We start from the raw sequence: 15,509 nt of genomic DNA, 5'->3' as shown, positions 1-15,509 counted from the left end.
CGGCCTCCCCCGCAAGCGGGGGAGGCGGAACGGAGGCCGTGGCGACAAGTGTGCATGATCACACCCGTCCCAGCGCGAAGCCGCGCGCGATGTAGTTGCGGACGAACCAGATGACGAGCGCGCCGGGGATGATGGTCAGCACGCCGGCAGCCGCGAGCAGGCCCCAATCCATGCCGGACGCCGACACGGTCCGGGTCATCACCGCCGAGATCGGCTTGGCATAGACCGAGGTCAGCGTGCGCGCGAGCAGCAGCTCGACCCAGGAGAACATGAAGCAGAAGAAGGCGGCGACGCCGATGCCGCTGGCGATCAGCGGCACCAGGATCTTCACGAAGAAGCGCGGGAACGAATAGCCGTCGAGGAACGCCGTCTCGTCGATCTCGCGCGGCACCGACGAGACGAAGCCTTCGAGGATCCAGACCGCGAGCGGGATGTTGAAGATGCAATGCGCCAGCGCGACCGCCCACGGCGTATCGAACAGGCCGATCGCCGAGTACAGATTGAAGAACGGCAGCGCGTAGACCGCGGCCGGCGCCATGCGGTTCGACAGCAGCCAGAAGAACAGGTGCTTGTCGCCGAGGAAACGGTAGCGCGAGAACGCATAGGCCGCCGGCAGCGCCACGAGGATCGAGATCACCGTGTTGAGGATCACGTATTTCAGCGAGTTGATGTAGCCGGAATACCAGCTCTCGTCGGTGAAGATGCGCATGTAGTTGGCCAGCGTCGGCTGATGCGGCCAGAGCGTCATCGTTGTGACGATCTCGTTGTTGGTCTTGAAGCTCATGTTGACGAGCCAGTAGATCGGCAACAGCAGGAAGACCAGGAACAGCGAGATGATGATGCGACGGCCCGGAATGGTGTTCATCACGCGCCCCCTTTCACCGGCCGGCGCTCGGCGCCGGCATTGGTCATGATGGTGTAGAACACCCAGCACACGATGAGGATGATCAGATTGTAGACCAGCGATAGCGCCGCCGCCTTGCCGAGGTCGAACTGGCCGAGCGCGATCTTGACGAGCTCGATCGAGATGAAGGTCGTCGAATTGCCCGGTCCGCCGCCGGTGACGACGAACGGCTCGGTGTAGATCATGAAGCTGTCCATGAAGCGCAGCAGCACGGCGATCAGCAGCACGCGATGCATCTTTGGCAGCTGGATTGCGGTAAACACCGCCCAGCGCGAGGCGCCGTCGATCTGCGCAGCCTGATAATAGGCGTCGGGGATCGACTTCAGGCCGGCATAGCACAGCAGCGCCACCAGGCTGGTCCAGTGCCACACGTCCATCACGATGACGGTGGCCCAGGCATCGAGATCGTTGGACACGTAATTGTAGTCGATGCCTACGCTCGTCAACGCATAGCCAAGCAGGCCGATGTCGGGCCGGCCGAAAATCTGCCAGATGGTGCCGACCACGTTCCACGGAATCAAGAGCGGCAGCGCCAACACGACGAGGCAGAAGGCCACGGTCCATCCGCCCCGCGGCATCGACAGCGCCACGACGATGCCGAGCGGCACCTCGATGGCCAGGATCGCGAGCGAGAAGATCAGGTTGCGCCCGAGCGAGGCGAGGAAGCGGCCGCCGAGATCGGTCGAGGGATCGAGCAGCTCCTTGAACCAGCCGACACCGTTCCAGAAGAACTGGTTGTTGCCGAACGTGTCCTGCATCGAATAGTTCACCACCGTCATCAGCGGCAAGATGGCGGAGAATGCCACCAGCAGGAACACCGGCAGCACCAGGAACCAGGCCTTGTTGTTGATGGTCTTGTCCATCACTCAGGCTCCCTCGACGAGACGGCTGTCGGCATAGACATGAACATAGGCTGGATTGAACTTCAGCCCGATCGCCGAGCCCTGCGGCGAGAAGCCGGCCGGCAGTCGCGCGGCGAACTTGACGTCGCCGACACGAACGCGCGCGAAGCGGATGCGGCCGAGATCGTCGACGCGCTCGATATTGGCATCGAGCAGGCCGGGTCCGGGCTGAGCGACATCGACGAATTCCGGACGGACGCCGATCTCGATCTTGGCTCCGGCCGGCAGCGCGTCGTAGCTGCGCGCCAGCGTCAGGGTGTGACCGTCGATGCGGGCTTCACGTCCCTTCACCTCGGCCGAGAGGATGTTCATGCCGGGCGAGCCGATGAAGTAGCCGACGAAGGTATGGGCCGGCTTGTCGAACAGCTCAGCGGGCGTGCCGCTCTGCACCACGCGGCCGTCATGCATCACGACGACGGTGTCGGCGAAGGTCAGCGCCTCGGTCTGATCGTGGGTGACGTAGATCATCGTCAGATCGAGCTCGCGATGCAGCGCCTTCAGCTTGGAGCGCAACTGCCATTTCAGCTCGGGATCGATCACGGTCAGCGGCTCGTCGAACAAGACGGCGGCGACGTCGGAGCGCACCAGGCCGCGGCCGAGCGAGATCTTCTGCTTGGCGTCGGCGGTCAAGCGCGTGGCCTTGCGGTTGAGGTCCGGCGTGAGATCGAGCAGACGTGCGATCTCTGCAACGCGCTTGTCGATCTCGGCCCTTGGCACGCCGCGGTTCTTCAGAGGAAACGCAAGATTTTCGCCCACCGTCATCGTGTCGTAGATGACCGGAAACTGGAACACCTGCGCGATGTTGCGTTCGCGGGTCGAGGCTTTGGTGATGTCCTTGCCGTCGAACAGGATCTTGCCGTGCGAGGGCGTCAGGATGCCGGAGATCAGGTTGAGCAGCGTGGTCTTTCCGCAGCCGGACGGGCCGAGCAGCGCATAGGCGCCGCCCTGGCGCCAGGTCATCGTGACCGGCTTCAGCGCGTAGCTTTCGATATCGCCGCTGTTACCGTTATAGGCGTGGGCGAGATCGACGAGGTCAATGCGGGCCATGCGGCATCTCCCTCAGATCGCCGGCGCCGCGACCAGACGGTCGCCGGCGTCGAACACGAACACATTGGCAGGATCGAGCACGGCGTCGAGGACCTCGCCGGGCTCGTATTCATGGACGCCGTGCAGCACCGCGACCCAGTTCATACCGTCGCGCGTCAGATGCACGAAGCTCTCCGATCCCGTGATCTCGGTGACCGAGACGGTCGCGGGAAAGGCATGGCGGCCGTGGCTGCCGTCGCCTTTGCCAAGCCCGAGCTGATGCGGGCGAAAGCCGACGCGATAGGCGCCGTCCGGCAGAGCGGCATAGAGGCCGACCGCCGGCGCCTTGACCCCGCCGGCATACTCCACGCTCTCGCCGCGCTTCTGGATCTCGACCGTGTTCATCGGCGGATCCGAGAACACCTGGCCGACACGCAAGGTGTCGGGTCGGCGATACACGGCCGCGGTATCGCCGGCCTGCAGCGCCTGCCCTTCCCACATGCAGATGGTGCGGCCGCCGAGCAGCAGCGCCTCCGAGGGCTCGGTGGTGGCATAGACGAAGATTGCGCCGGATGCCTCGAAGATGCGCGGCAGCTCGGTCCGCAGCTCCTCGCGCAGCTTGTAGTCGAGATTGGCGAGCGGCTCGTCCAGCAGCACGAGGTCCGCCCCCTTCACCAGTGCGCGCGCAATCGCCGTGCGCTGCTGCTGGCCGCCGGAGAGCTGCAGCGGCGTGCGCTTCAGATAGGGCTCGAGCCGCAGCAGCCGGGCCGCTTCCGCCACGCGCTTCTCGATCTCCTGGCGCGACTTGCCTTGCACGCGCAGCGGCGAGGCGATGTTCTCATAGACCGAGAGCGAGGGATAGTTGATGAACTGCTGATAGACCATCGCGACCGAGCGCTGCCGCACGTCGGCGCCGGTGACGTCCTTGCCGTCGACCAGCACCCGCCCCGTGGTCGGCCGGTCGAGGCCGGCGAGCAGTCGCATGATCGAGGTCTTGCCGGACAGCGTCGGCCCGAGCAGCACGCTCAGCGTGCCGCGCTGCAAAGTCAGCGAGACGTCGCGAATGGTGGTCACGCCGTCGACGATTCGGGAGACGTGATCGAGCGTGACGCTCATGCGCGCCCTCCCGCCTCACGCGCCGGCACGGCGGAGCGCTCGCGATTGGCCGTGATCCACGCATCGAGCGCGGCGATCTCAGCCGCCGACATCCGCAACCCCAGCTTCGATCGACGCCACACGATGTCCTCGGCCGTCAACGCCCACTCGTTCGTCATCAGGTACCTGACTTCACGCTCCGTCAAGGTGCCACCGAAATCCTGGCCGAGATCGGCCAAAGATGTCGCACCGGCGAGCATGGCCGCAGCCCGCGTGCCATAGGCATGGGCGATCCGCTTCGCATGTGCATCCGACAGGAACGGATAGGTCTTGCGGAGATCCGCAATCAACGGCGCAACGGCCGAAACCTTCATGTCGCCGCCGGGCAGCGGCGCCTTGCCGGTCCACCCCTCCTCCGCCTTGCCACCTTTCACATAGGGCGCGAGACGCTCCAGCGCCTCTTCCGACAGGCGCCGGTAGGTGGTGATCTTGCCGCCATAGATCGACAGCAGCGGCAAGCCGCCGGGCGTATCGAGCTCGAACACGTAGTCGCGGGTCGCCGCCTTGGCCTCGGAGGCGCCGTCGTCATAGAGCGGCCGCACGCCGGAATAGCTCCACACCACGTCGGCCGGCGTCACCGGCTTGGCGAGATATTCCCCGAGCGCGGCGCAGAGATAGGCGATCTCCTCGTCGGTCGCCTTCACCTTGGCCGGATCGCCCTGATAGTCGCGATCGGTGGTGCCGATCAGCGTGAAATCCTGCTGATAGGGAATGGCGAAGATGATGCGGCCGTCGGCGTTCTGGAAGATGTAGGCGCGGTCGTGGTCATAGAGCTTGCGCACCACGATGTGCGACCCCTGCACCAGCCGCACTTTCGCTTTCGCATTGACGCCGGCGCCGGTCGCCAGCACCTGCTCGACCCAGGGACCGGCGGCATTGACCAGCGCGCGCGCCTTGATGGTCTCGCGCTCGGCGGTCTGCGTGTTCTCGGTGGTGACCAGCCAATGGCTGCCATCCTGCCGGATTTCGATCGCGCGCGTGCGGGTGCGGATGACGGCGCCGCGATCGACGGCATCGCGCGCGGTCAGCACGACCAGACGCGCATCGTCGACGAAGCAGTCGGAATATTCGAAGCCCTTGCTGTAGCGCCCGGGGATCAAGGGGCGGCCGACCTCGTCGCTGCGCAGGTTCACCGACCGCGTCGGCGGCAGCAGCTTGCGGCCGCCGAGATGATCATAGAGGAACAGGCCGAGGCGCAGCAGCCAGGCCGGGCGCAGGCCCGAATGATGCGGCAGCACGAAACGCAACGGGCGGATGATGTGGGGCGCGATCTGCCACAGGATTTCGCGCTCGATCAGCGCCTCGCGGACCAGCCGGAACTCGTAATATTCGAGATAGCGCAGGCCGCCATGCACGAGCTTGGTCGACCAGGACGAGGTTCCGCTCGCCAGATCATTCATTTCACAAAGGAAAACGGAATTTCCGCGTCCGGCCGCATCGCGCGCGATGCCGCAACCGTTCACGCCGCCTCCGATAATGGCGAGGTCGTAGATCCGCTCCAACAGACGCATCCCCCGGCAATCGCCTTGACTGTGGCGATTTCACTTTCGGTTTCGAGTTAAACACAAACGAAAGTGAAAGCAAATCGAAATTCGCATGTTGGGCCGCGATTGGGCAAAACCTGCCCAAACCGGGATCAAGGAGCCTGCGAGAGTGGCGGAAAGTCAGGCGCGGCGGAGCACGGCGGACCCCGCCGCTTCGGTTGCCTCCGCGGCGTCGTCGGCGTCGGCGGCGGGCATCGCCGAGACCACCTCGATGCCGCGGCTATGGCAGAGGCTGGCCAGTCCGTCCGGCAGTGGCCGGTCGGTGACGAAGGTCTGGATCTGGCTGAGATGGGCGATGCGCACCGGCGCGCTGCGATGAAGCTTGGTGGAATCGGCGACCAGCATCACGCTGCGGGCATTGGCGATGATGGCCTGGGCGACCTGCACCTCGCGATAGTCGAAGTCGAGCAGCGCGCCCTCCTCGTCGATCGCGGATGCGCCGATGATCGCGTAGTCGACCTTGAACTGGCCGATCAGCTGCGTCGCCGTCGATCCGATCACGCCGCCATCCGAGCGCCGCACCGTGCCGCCGGCCACGATCACCTCGATGCGCGGATGCGGATAGAGCAGCATCGCGACGTTGAGATTGTTGGTGATGACGAGCAGGTCCTGGTGCGACGACAGCGCGCTCGCCACCTCCTCCGTCGTGGTGCCGATGTTGATGAAGAGCGAGGAGCCGTTCGGAATCCGCGCGGCGGCGACCGCGCCGATCGCCTTCTTCTCGTCGGCAGCGACGAAGCGCCGCGCCTCGTAGGCAAGATTCTCGACGCCGGAGGCGATGATGGCGCCGCCATGGATGCGCGTCAGCGCGCGCTGCTCGCACAGATCATTGAGGTCCTTGCGGATGGTCTGGGCCGAGACTTCGAAGCGGCGCGCGAGATCCTCCACCATGACGCGGCCGGAGGCGCGGGCGATGTTGAGGATGTCGGTCTGGCGTTGGGAAAGGACGGCCATGGCAAGCTTTCAGGACAAGCTGCACCATGGTGATGCTGATCGAGTCAAGCGTCAATCGGCGAAGCATTGGGCGCATCGCAGCAATCGCCGGCTCGGAGCACGTCCGGCGCGGCACGGTCCGGCTGACGTGCGCCGGCGGCCGCGTGCGCCAAGCTCGCTCAGGCGGCTGCGCTCAGCTCGCCGGTCACGAGCCGAAGCGCGGCGCGTTCGGCTTCGCGGGCATTGCGAAACACCTGGCCCTCGAGGGCATTGAAACGGTGGGACGCCGCGAAGAAGCGGAAGCCGCCACGATCGCGGACGACGATCCCCGCCGCCTGGGAGCTGACCTCGATGATATAGGTGTCGGACATTGCGAAATCCCGTCGTTCATTCCGGGCGTATAACAGGGCTCTATGACGAACGTTCCGGTCCTGGAGCCCCCGGCTATCCGATCTGCATGCCAACAGGAAATTGTGTGGATGTTATGTTGGCTGCGCTGCACGCGCCTTCACCGTCACGACACGGCCGAATCAGCGTGGATCATTCGGGACGAGCGTCGGCCTGCGCAGCGACGCATCGGCCCCGCCGATGCGGTCGTGATGCTGACCGAGCAACTGATAGATGGTGCGCAGATCCTTCAACACCTCGACTTGATCTTCACGAAACGCACTGAGCTGATTCTCGTAGACGCAAATCCTGCGCTCGGCGTGGAGAAGCCGCTGCTGCAGCTTCTTCAGGACCTGCAAGATCAGTTTCTCGTCGACGTCCGACATGGACTTCCTCCCACCCTGTTCGCGCACCGCGCCCCGCCATTTCCCTGTGCCGGCATTTTTTTCCGGCTGGCCCTTTTGGCCTTGTTGATCGGAAGCGGACTACCAACCTCGATGCCCGTCCGATGCGCCACTCGAAGCGCGCAATGAGGCAGAGACGCGGCATCGCACCTCCAAGCAACCAGAACTTGCAAATATCGTAAACACGCCTGCCCTGTGGACAAGGCCTACATCGCGCGAGATTGATCGGCACAGACGCCGCAAACGCGAGCTCGAATGAGCGCGCGCCGCCGGATCACGGTTCCTATGCCGAGCAAGTGGCATATGCCGGGCATTAACTGATGTTATTTTGGCGGGAGACCAAGATTGCGATCAGGCCGGGGTCGCCCCGTCGCGCCGGATCGGCTGCGGTCGGCCGTCGTCGTCGATCGAGACGTAGGTGAAGTTGCCGTCGGTGACGAGGATCGGCTGCTCCTCCTTCCGGCGCAGCACCCAGGCTTCGAGACGCACCGTCATCGAGGTGCGGCCGACGCGGACGAGATGCGCATAGACCGAAACGAGATCGCCGACATAGACCGCCTTGCGGAAGTTCATCGCCTCGATCGCGACCGTCACCGTGCGCGACTTCGCGACCTTGGCGGCGTACACACCGCCGCCGACATCCATCTGGCTGAGCAGCCAGCCGCCGAAGATGTCGCCATTGGCATTGGTGTCGGCCGGCATCGCCAGAGTGCGGATGCAGAGATCGCCGCGGGGCTCGGTCGGCGCGGACAGCGCGGCATGGACGGTCGCTTCGGTCACGTCGGATGGTCTCCAATTGCGGGAGCGTTCAAGAGGCGTCGAGCAAGGCCGTCAGTCGGGCCTCGCCATTTCGAACATCGCCTCCTGCATGATCTCGAAATAGTCGCCGCGACGGCCGGCGCGGACGATCGGATGCGCCAGCGCAGTCTGATAGACCCCGTCCTTGATCAGCGTCTTGTCGATATGCACGCCGACCACCTCGCCGAGCGTCAGCCAGGCCTGCGCCTTGGCGCCATCGGCGCCCTGCAGCTGGATGATCTGCGTCACCTTGCACTCGAACGCGACAGGGCTTTCGCCGACGCGCGGCACATTGACGAACTTGCACGGCACCGGCGTCACGCTCGCAAGCTTGAACTCGTCGACCTCGCGCGCGACATGCGCGGCGGTCGCATTCATCTGCGTGGCCAGGCCGCGCGTCACCAGGTTCCAGACGAACTCGCCGGTGTCCTGGATGTTGGCGACCGAGTCCTTCCACTGCGTCGAGGAGAAGCCGATGATCGGCGGGGTGTAGTTGAAGGCGTTGAAAAAGCTGTAGGGGGCGAGATTGACGTGACCGTCCGGATCGCGCGACGAGATCCAGCCGATCGGACGGGGGGCGACGATGGCATTGAAGGGATCGTGGCGGAGGCCGTGGCCGTTCTTCGGTTCGTAGAAATGCAGATCCCGTTCGGTCACGCCGTCGTCCCTTCCGTCATTGCGGGGAGCGCAAGCGACGAAGCTTCGCTCGAATGACGGCGAACTTAGCTTGCAGCGCCCCTGGAACCAAGCCCTGCCAGCACGAAATCGATCATCTCGTCGACCGTCGGGCCCGGCTTGGTCGCGCATTGCGCGATCATCTGCGGATGGAAGAAGCGCATCATCGCGGTCGTCGCACATTTTGCCGCCAGCGGCAGATCGGTGACGGCGAATTCGCCGGAGGCCGCGCCCTGCCCGATCACGCGGCCGATGATCTCGGTGATCAGCAGCATGTGCGCCTCGCAGACGTCCCAGCTCTCCTCCATCGCCACCGCGACCATCTCGTGCAGCTTGTTGTCGCCGACATAGCGCTCGGTGTTCATGCGATGAATGGTGCCAAGCAGCTCGCGCAGCCGCGGCGCCGCAGGCCCCGCCCGCTCCGCGATCGCGATGGCAGCCGCCTCGACCTGCGCCATCAGCGTGCGGGCGACCCCCCGGTGGATCGCCTTCTTGGAATCGAAGAACCGGTAGACATTCGCCGGGCTCATGCGGAGCTCCTTGGCGATGTCGGCGACGGTCGTCTTCTGGTAGCCGATCTGTCGAAACAGACGCTCAGCAACGACGAGAATGCGTTCGTGCGTATCGGATTCGATATGGTCGGAAACCAGGGTCATCATGCCTGCGATCTTGTTGGTCCTTCATTCGGCGGCCTCGGCCAAAGGAAGCGCGGGCCTCGGCACGTCAACGTGCTGCGTTGCGGAATGATCCGCGTCCTTCGTTCCGCGCTCGTCCAGGCTCTTGCGGAACCATAGGGCATACAATCCTGGCAAGTACAGCAGCGTGAGAAAGGTTGCAACGAACAACCCGCCCATGATGGTGATCGCCATCGGGCCCCAGAACGCCGAGCGCGACAGCGGGATCATGGCGAGGATCGCGGCCAGCGCGGTGAGCACCACGGGCCGGGCGCGGCGCACCGTGGCCTCGATGATCGCGTCCTTGCGGGTCAGACCATGGGCGACGTCGGTCTCGATCTGATCGACCAGGATCACCGCGTTGCGCATGATCATGCCGGCAAGCGCAATCAGGCCAAGCAGCGCCACGAAGCCGAACGGCGCGTTGGCGACATTGAGCCCGAGTGAGGCACCGACAATGCCGAGCGGCGCGGTCAGGAACACCAGGATCAGCCGCGAGAAGCTCTGCAGCTGGATCATCAGCAGGGTCAGCATCACGATGACCATCAGCGGAAACAGCACGAAGATCGAGGCATTGCCCTTGGCGGATTCCTCGAACGCGCCGCCGGCCTCGATCCGGTAGGCGGGCTCGAGGTGGTTGCGGATGTCCTGTAGCTTCGGCGAGATCTGGTTGGTGACATCGGGCGCCTGGACCCCGTCCGCCACGTCGGCGCGCACGGTGATCGCCATGTCGCGGTTGCGCCGCCACAGGATCGGCTCCTCGTGGGAATACTCGATCCTGGCGATCTGCTGCAGCGGCACCGCGATGCCGTTCTTCGAGGTGATGGTGAGATCGCCGACATGGGCGAGATCCAGCCGCTCGGACGGCGCCGCACGCGCGACGACGCCGACCTTCTCGATGCCGTCGCGGATGGTCGTGACCTGCACGCCGGAGATCAGCATCGCCAGCGATTGCGACACGTCCTGCGGGGTCAGGCCAAGTGCGCGGGCACGATCCTGGTCGACGACCAGCTTGAGGTAGGGCGACTGCTCGTTCCAGTCGAGCTGCGGATCCCTGACGTTCGGGTTCTGGCGCATGACGTCGCGCACCTGGTAGGCGATCTCGCGCACCTTGGCCGCATCGGGGCCGATGATGCGGAACTGGACGGGGAAGCCGACCGGCGGACCGAAATTGAAGCGATCGACCCGGACGCGCGCTTCGTTCAGCTCGCCATTCGCAGCCGCGGTCTCGATCTTGGCCTTGATGCGCTCGCGCGCGGCGACGTCCTTGGCGACGATCACGATCTCGGCGAAGGCTTCGTTCGGCAGTTGCGGGTTAAGACCGAGCCAGAAGCGCGGCGAGCCCTGCCCGACATAGGCGGTGTAGGTCTCGATGTCCTTGTCGTCCTTCAAGAGCGCTTCGGCCTTGCGTGCCGCCTTCTCGGTGACGCTGAAGGCGGTGCCCTCCGGCAGCCGCAGCTGCAAGAACAGCTCGGGCCGCTCCGACAGCGGAAAGAACTGCTGCTGGACATGGCCGAACGCCACGATCGATGCCGCGAAGACGCCGACCGTCGCGGCAACGGTGGTGATTCTATGCGTGACGCACCAGCGCACGATGGCGCGCAGGCCGCGATACATGCGCGTGTCGTAGACCGCGTGCTCGTCATGGCCGTGATGGGCCTTCATGTCGGGCAGCAGCTTGACACCGATATAGGGCGTGAAGATCACGGCGACAAACCAGGACGCGACCAGCGCGATGGCGACGATCCAGAAGATGCTGCCGGCATATTCGCCGACGGCCGAATTGGCGAAGCCGATCGGCAGGAAGCCGGCGGCCGTGACCAGGGTCCCGGTCAGCATCGGGAACGCGGTGGATTCCCAGGCAAAGGACGCGGCGCGCATCCGGTCCCAGCCCTGCTCCATCTTCACCACCATCATCTCGACCGCGATGATGGCATCGTCCACCAGGAGGCCGAGCGCGATGATGAGGGCTCCGAGCGAGATGCGATGCAGGTTGAGCCCCATGATGTTCATGACGATGAAGACGAGCCCGAGCACCAGCGGCACCGACAATGCCACGACGATGCCGGTGCGCCAGCCGAGCGCCAGGAACGAGACGAACAGCACGATCACCAGCGCTTCGACGAACGAGTGCACGAACTCGCTGACGGCGTGCTCGACCACCTTGGGCTGGTCGGCGATCTGCTCGATCTCGATGCCCTGCGGCACCGCCTTCATGAAATCCGCGGCGGCGGCGTGCACCTCCTTGCCGAGCTCCAGGATGTTGGCCTCCTTGGCGGTGACGACGCCGATGCCGAGCGCGGGCTTGCCCTCCTGCCGCACCTTGAAGCTCGGCGGATCGACGAAGCCGTGGCTGACGGTGGCGATATCGCCGAGCCGGAACACGCGTCCGTTGCTTTCGACCGGCGTCTCCGCGACCGCCTTGGCGCCGTCGAGCGCGCCGGTGACGCGCAGCGGCACGCGCTGCGACGAGGTCTCGACCGTGCCGGCCGGGGTCACATTGTTCTGCTTGGCAAGCGAATCGAACAGCGCCTGCGGCGTGATGCCGAGGGTGGCGAGCTTGGCATGGCTGAACTCGACATAGATGCGCTCGTCCTGGGTGCCGTAGAGATTGACCTTGGTAACGCCGGCGACCTTCAGCAGGCGCTGGCGCAGGCCTTCGGCGGTCTTCTTCAGCTGCGCATAGTCGGCGCCGTCGCCGGTCATCATGAACAGGATGGAATCGACGTCGGAGAACTCGTCATTGACGAACGGACCGATGATGCCCGACGGCAGCGACGACTGCACGTCGTCGAGCTTCTTGCGGATCAGATAGAACAGGTGCGGCACCTGGGCCGGCGGGGTCGAATCGCGGAAGGTCACCTGCATCGCGGTGAAGGCCGGCTTCGAATAGGTCTGCACCTTCTCGAAGTAAGGCAGCTCCTGCAGCTTCTTCTCGATGGGGTCGGCGACCTGGCTCTGCATCTCAGTCGCCGTGGCGCCGGGCCACATCACCGAGACGTTGACGACCTTGACGGTGAAGAACGGATCTTCGGCGCGGCCGAGCTTCTGATAGGAGAAGAAGCCGGCGACGCCGAGCGCGACGATCAGGAACAGCACCAGCGGCGGATGATTGACCGCCCAGGCCGACAGGTTGAACCGCTTCATGGGTGCTCTCCGAGATTCGATATCACTGGTCCGAGCCGTTGCTGTTAGTCACCGTCATTGCGAAAGAAGCGACCTGTCCGCCATAGCCCAAAGGGCGACGGCGGAAGCAATCCAGAATCCGCCTGCAGAAAAAACAGTCTGGATTGCGCCGTCGCTTCACTCCTCGCGATGACGACCGTTACGTCCGTCATTCCGGGGCGATGCGAAGCATCGAACCCGGAATCTCGAGGTTCCGGGTTCGCACTACGTGCGCCCCGGAACGACGGCAGAGCTAGAACGTCAGCGCCGACACGACGCGCACCCTCTGGCTGGGATCGATCTTCTGCACGCCGAGCGCCACGACCTTGTCGCCATCGTCAACGCCTGACGTGACGAGCACGTCCTTGCTGTCATAGGCCTTCACCTTCACCGGCTTCAGCGTCACCTCGCCCTTGTCGTTGACGACGTACAGCGACGGATCGCGGCCATCGCTGAACAGCGCCGACAGCGGCAGCCGCGCGACGCGCGTGGTGGCGGGATCGGCGAGCGTCAACGTCGCAGTCATGCCGAGCGAGACGGCGTCGCCGGCGTCCGGCAGCGAGAACTTGGCGAGATAGGTGCGCGTCGCGGAATCGGCGGTGGGCGCGATCTCGCGCAGCTTCGCCGCATATTGCTTGTTTGCCTCCGACCACAATGTGACGTAGGCGCTGCCGGTCTTGGCGCGCTCGAGCAGGGTCTCAGGGATCGCGACCACGGCCTCCTTCTCGGCAAAGCGCGCGACACGGATCGCAGCCTGGCCGGCGGCAACGACCACGCCTGGCTCGATCATGCTCGCGGTGACGACGCCGCGCGCGTCGGCAACCAGCGTCGCATAGGACAGCGAGTTGCGCGTCAGCTCGACCGAGCGCTCGGCGCGATTGAGCCGCGCCCTCGCCTCGTCGGCGGACGCCCTGGCCTGGTCCATCTGGGCATCCGTGGTCCAGCCCTTGGCGCGCAGCTCCTTGGCGCGGGTCTCGGCAGCGGAGGCCTGCGCCAGCACGCCGGTGGCGGCGCGGAATTCGGCTTCGGCCTGCTCGGCCTGCAGCTTCAGGTCGACCTCGTCGAGCGTGGCGAGCGGCTGGCCGACCTCCACGGTCTGGCCGACCTCGACCAGGCGCTTGGCGACCTTGCCGGCGACGCGGAAGCCGATATCGGCCTCGATGCGCGGCCGGATGGTGCCGACGAAGCTGCGCTCGGGCGTCTCGGCCTCGTAATGGACGGGCGCGACCAGGACCGGCCGGACCGGCTCGGCCTTCTGGGCGACGGTTTCATTGCACCCGGCCAGGGCGACGGCCATCGTGGCCAGCGCAAGGCCGGTCAACAGCTTGGAATAGCTCGCGAAAATCAGGCGGATCAACATGGGGCACCCTCGCTGCTCTTACGAGTAAGTGTCGAATGTCGAATGATGATTGTCAATATTCGTCAGTAATCATGACTTCGTGATCATCTGGACATGTTGCCGCAGGTGCTCAGTGGAGCGGCAGGCCGGCTCGGAACTGCGCTGTGCGCTCAACCGCCACCGATTGCGGGGCCGTCCGCCGCCGCGGTCGAGCCCGGCCCCGCAATCAGGGCACGCACCGTGCGCTTCACTCCGCGGGCGCCTGCCCGGCGAATTCGACCTTGCTCTCATGGCCGCCGAAGAACGCGAGCAGCCCCGCGATCAGCGGCAGCACCGACAGCGCGAGCAGGCCGTGCGTGGTCGAGCCGGTCGTGTCCTTGATCCAGCCGACCAGATAGGGACCGCCGAATCCGGCGAGATTGCCGATCGAGTTGATCAGCGCAATTGCGCCGGCCGCGGCCGTACCCGACAGCCACGCCGTCGGCAGCGTCCAGAACACGCCGAAGACACAGAACACGCCGATCGCCGCGACCGTGAGCGCGACCATGGTGAGCGTGGGATCGCCAATCATGCTCGATGCGGCCAGCGCCACCGCGATCAGGATCAGCGGCGCGCCGACATGCATCACGCGCTCGCGTGTCGCATCGGAATGCCGCGCCCACAGGATCATCGCGACGGTGCCGAACGCATAGGGGATCGCGGTGACGAAGCCTGTCTGCACATTGGTCAGTCCGAATGCCTTGACGATCTGCGGCAGCCAGAACTGCATGCCGTAGAGCGCGCCGACGAAGCCGAAATAGATCAGGCTGAGCACGATCACCTTCGGCGACGACAGCGCCTCGCCGAGCGTCATGTGGCCGGCGGCCTGCTTCGCCGCCGTCTCGGCCTCGAGCTTCGCCGCGAGCCAGGCCTTCTGCTCCGCGGACAGCCAGGTCGCATGCTCCGGCCGGTCGGTCAGGTAGAACCAGGTGACGACGCCGAGGATGACCGAGGGGATGCCCTCGATGATGAACAGCCACTGCCAGCCCTGCAGTCCCATCAGGCCGTGCATGCCGAGCAGCAGGCCGGAGACCGGCGCGCCGATCACGGTCGAGATCGGCACGGCAACCGCGAAGGCGGCGAGGAAGCGCGCGCGATACTGGGCGGGGTACCAATAAGTGAGATAGAGGATGATGCCGGGAAAGAATCCGGCCTCGGCGACGCCGAGCAGGAAGCGCAGCGTGTAAAAGCTCCACGGGCCCGAGACCACGGCCATCAGCGCCGAGATGATGCCCCAAGTCACCATGATGCGCGCGATCCAGCGGCTGGCGCCGAACTTCTCCAGCGCCAGATTGCTCGGCACCTCGAATATGAAATAGCCGATGAAGAAGATGCCCGCACCCCAGGCGAACACCAGCGGTGAGAATTTCAGCTCCGCATTCATGGTCAGCGCGGCGAAGCCGAGATTGACCCGGTCGAGATAGGAGAAGAAATAGGCCAGCACCAGAAACGGAATCAGGCGCCAGGAGATGGCGCGGATGGTCGCGGACTCGATATCGGAGCGGCCAAGCGCGGCCGGACTGGTGGCGGACGGACTCATCGATCTCCTCCCCGGAGCTTTCTG

General features: G+C 65.1%; 14 protein-coding genes. All 14 read right to left on the bottom strand.

The genetic code is table 11. The annotated features are described in order from the left end of the window. Positions 1-58: 58 nt before the first annotated feature. On the bottom strand, positions 59-865 hold the full coding sequence (locus tag QX132_RS06465; RefSeq protein WP_315773415.1) for a carbohydrate ABC transporter permease: 807 nt from the start codon (positions 863-865) through the stop codon (positions 59-61). After that, positions 865-1,767: a sugar ABC transporter permease gene (locus QX132_RS06460; protein ID WP_315738394.1), complete on the bottom strand. Its 903-nt coding sequence runs from the start codon at positions 1,765-1,767 to the stop codon at positions 865-867. The genes QX132_RS06465 and QX132_RS06460 overlap by 1 nt, the downstream gene beginning before the upstream one ends. A gap of 3 nt (positions 1,768-1,770) precedes the next feature. After that, positions 1,771-2,853, bottom strand: a complete 1,083-nt coding sequence (locus QX132_RS06455; RefSeq protein ID WP_315756983.1) for an ABC transporter ATP-binding protein — start codon at positions 2,851-2,853, stop codon at positions 1,771-1,773. A gap of 12 nt (positions 2,854-2,865) precedes the next feature. Then, positions 2,866-3,948, bottom strand: coding sequence for an ABC transporter ATP-binding protein (locus QX132_RS06450; protein ID WP_315796812.1), 1,083 nt, complete (start codon positions 3,946-3,948; stop codon positions 2,866-2,868). Further along, positions 3,945-5,498, bottom strand: coding sequence for a glycerol-3-phosphate dehydrogenase (gene glpD, locus QX132_RS06445; RefSeq protein WP_316160453.1), 1,554 nt, complete (start codon positions 5,496-5,498; stop codon positions 3,945-3,947). Before glpD ends, QX132_RS06450 begins: the two co-directional genes overlap by 4 nt. Before the next feature lie 153 nt (positions 5,499-5,651). Continuing rightward, positions 5,652-6,485, bottom strand: coding sequence for a DeoR/GlpR family DNA-binding transcription regulator (locus QX132_RS06440; RefSeq protein WP_316160451.1), 834 nt, complete (start codon positions 6,483-6,485; stop codon positions 5,652-5,654). 158 nt (positions 6,486-6,643) lie between these two features. Beyond that, the gene (locus QX132_RS06435) at positions 6,644-6,835 is read right to left on the bottom strand and encodes a hypothetical protein (RefSeq protein ID WP_315738399.1); all 192 of its coding nucleotides are present in this window, start codon (positions 6,833-6,835) and stop codon (positions 6,644-6,646) included. Positions 6,836-6,994: 159 nt separating this feature from the next. Next, positions 6,995-7,237 carry a hypothetical protein gene (locus QX132_RS06430; RefSeq protein ID WP_315738400.1) on the bottom strand — a complete coding sequence of 81 codons (243 nt, stop codon included), beginning with the start codon at positions 7,235-7,237 and terminating at the stop codon, positions 6,995-6,997. A gap of 369 nt (positions 7,238-7,606) precedes the next feature. After that, positions 7,607-8,035, bottom strand: a complete 429-nt coding sequence (locus QX132_RS06425) for an acyl-CoA thioesterase (protein ID WP_315773405.1) — start codon at positions 8,033-8,035, stop codon at positions 7,607-7,609. Between the two features lie 51 nt (positions 8,036-8,086). After that, on the bottom strand, positions 8,087-8,710 hold the full coding sequence (locus QX132_RS06420) for a flavin reductase family protein (RefSeq protein WP_315773404.1): 624 nt from the start codon (positions 8,708-8,710) through the stop codon (positions 8,087-8,089). A 65-nt stretch (positions 8,711-8,775) separates the two neighbouring features. Beyond that, a complete protein-coding gene (locus tag QX132_RS06415) occupies positions 8,776-9,384 on the bottom strand; it encodes a TetR/AcrR family transcriptional regulator (RefSeq protein ID WP_315773451.1) in 609 nt (202 codons plus the stop codon). 24 nt (positions 9,385-9,408) lie between these two features. After that, positions 9,409-12,549, bottom strand: a complete 3,141-nt coding sequence (locus QX132_RS06410; protein ID WP_315776110.1) for an efflux RND transporter permease subunit — start codon at positions 12,547-12,549, stop codon at positions 9,409-9,411. Positions 12,550-12,820: 271 nt separating this feature from the next. Further along, positions 12,821-13,927, bottom strand: a complete 1,107-nt coding sequence (locus QX132_RS06405) for an efflux RND transporter periplasmic adaptor subunit (protein ID WP_316160449.1) — start codon at positions 13,925-13,927, stop codon at positions 12,821-12,823. Between the two features lie 226 nt (positions 13,928-14,153). Further along, positions 14,154-15,485: an MFS transporter gene (locus QX132_RS06400; protein WP_315773399.1), complete on the bottom strand. Its 1,332-nt coding sequence runs from the start codon at positions 15,483-15,485 to the stop codon at positions 14,154-14,156. Positions 15,486-15,509: the final 24 nt, after the last annotated feature.

The organism is Bradyrhizobium sp. SZCCHNRI20481, from assembly GCF_032485055.1.
Lineage (GTDB): Bacteria > Pseudomonadota > Alphaproteobacteria > Rhizobiales > Xanthobacteraceae > Bradyrhizobium.
This window is presented reverse-complemented; position numbering and strand designations above follow the sequence as displayed.

Excerpts from the sequence above, each read along its gene's own strand:
- QX132_RS06465 (WP_315773415.1), bottom strand. The coding sequence starts at position 865 with ATGAACACCATTCCGGGCCGTCGCATCATCATCTCGCTGTTCCTGGTC.
- QX132_RS06460 (WP_315738394.1), bottom strand. The coding sequence starts at position 1,767 with ATGGACAAGACCATCAACAACAAGGCCTGGTTCCTGGTGCTGCCGGTG.
- QX132_RS06455 (WP_315756983.1), bottom strand. The coding sequence starts at position 2,853 with ATGGCCCGCATTGACCTCGTCGATCTCGCCCACGCCTATAACGGTAAC.
- QX132_RS06450 (WP_315796812.1), bottom strand. The coding sequence starts at position 3,948 with ATGAGCGTCACGCTCGATCACGTCTCCCGAATCGTCGACGGCGTGACC.
- glpD (WP_316160453.1), bottom strand. The coding sequence starts at position 5,498 with ATGCGTCTGTTGGAGCGGATCTACGACCTCGCCATTATCGGAGGCGGC.
- QX132_RS06440 (WP_316160451.1), bottom strand. The coding sequence starts at position 6,485 with ATGGCCGTCCTTTCCCAACGCCAGACCGACATCCTCAACATCGCCCGC.
- QX132_RS06435 (WP_315738399.1), bottom strand. The coding sequence starts at position 6,835 with ATGTCCGACACCTATATCATCGAGGTCAGCTCCCAGGCGGCGGGGATC.
- QX132_RS06430 (WP_315738400.1), bottom strand. The coding sequence starts at position 7,237 with ATGTCGGACGTCGACGAGAAACTGATCTTGCAGGTCCTGAAGAAGCTG.
- QX132_RS06415 (WP_315773451.1), bottom strand. The coding sequence starts at position 9,384 with ATGACCCTGGTTTCCGACCATATCGAATCCGATACGCACGAACGCATT.
- QX132_RS06410 (WP_315776110.1), bottom strand. The coding sequence starts at position 12,549 with ATGAAGCGGTTCAACCTGTCGGCCTGGGCGGTCAATCATCCGCCGCTG.
- QX132_RS06405 (WP_316160449.1), bottom strand. The coding sequence starts at position 13,927 with ATGTTGATCCGCCTGATTTTCGCGAGCTATTCCAAGCTGTTGACCGGC.
- QX132_RS06400 (WP_315773399.1), bottom strand. The coding sequence starts at position 15,485 with ATGAGTCCGTCCGCCACCAGTCCGGCCGCGCTTGGCCGCTCCGATATC.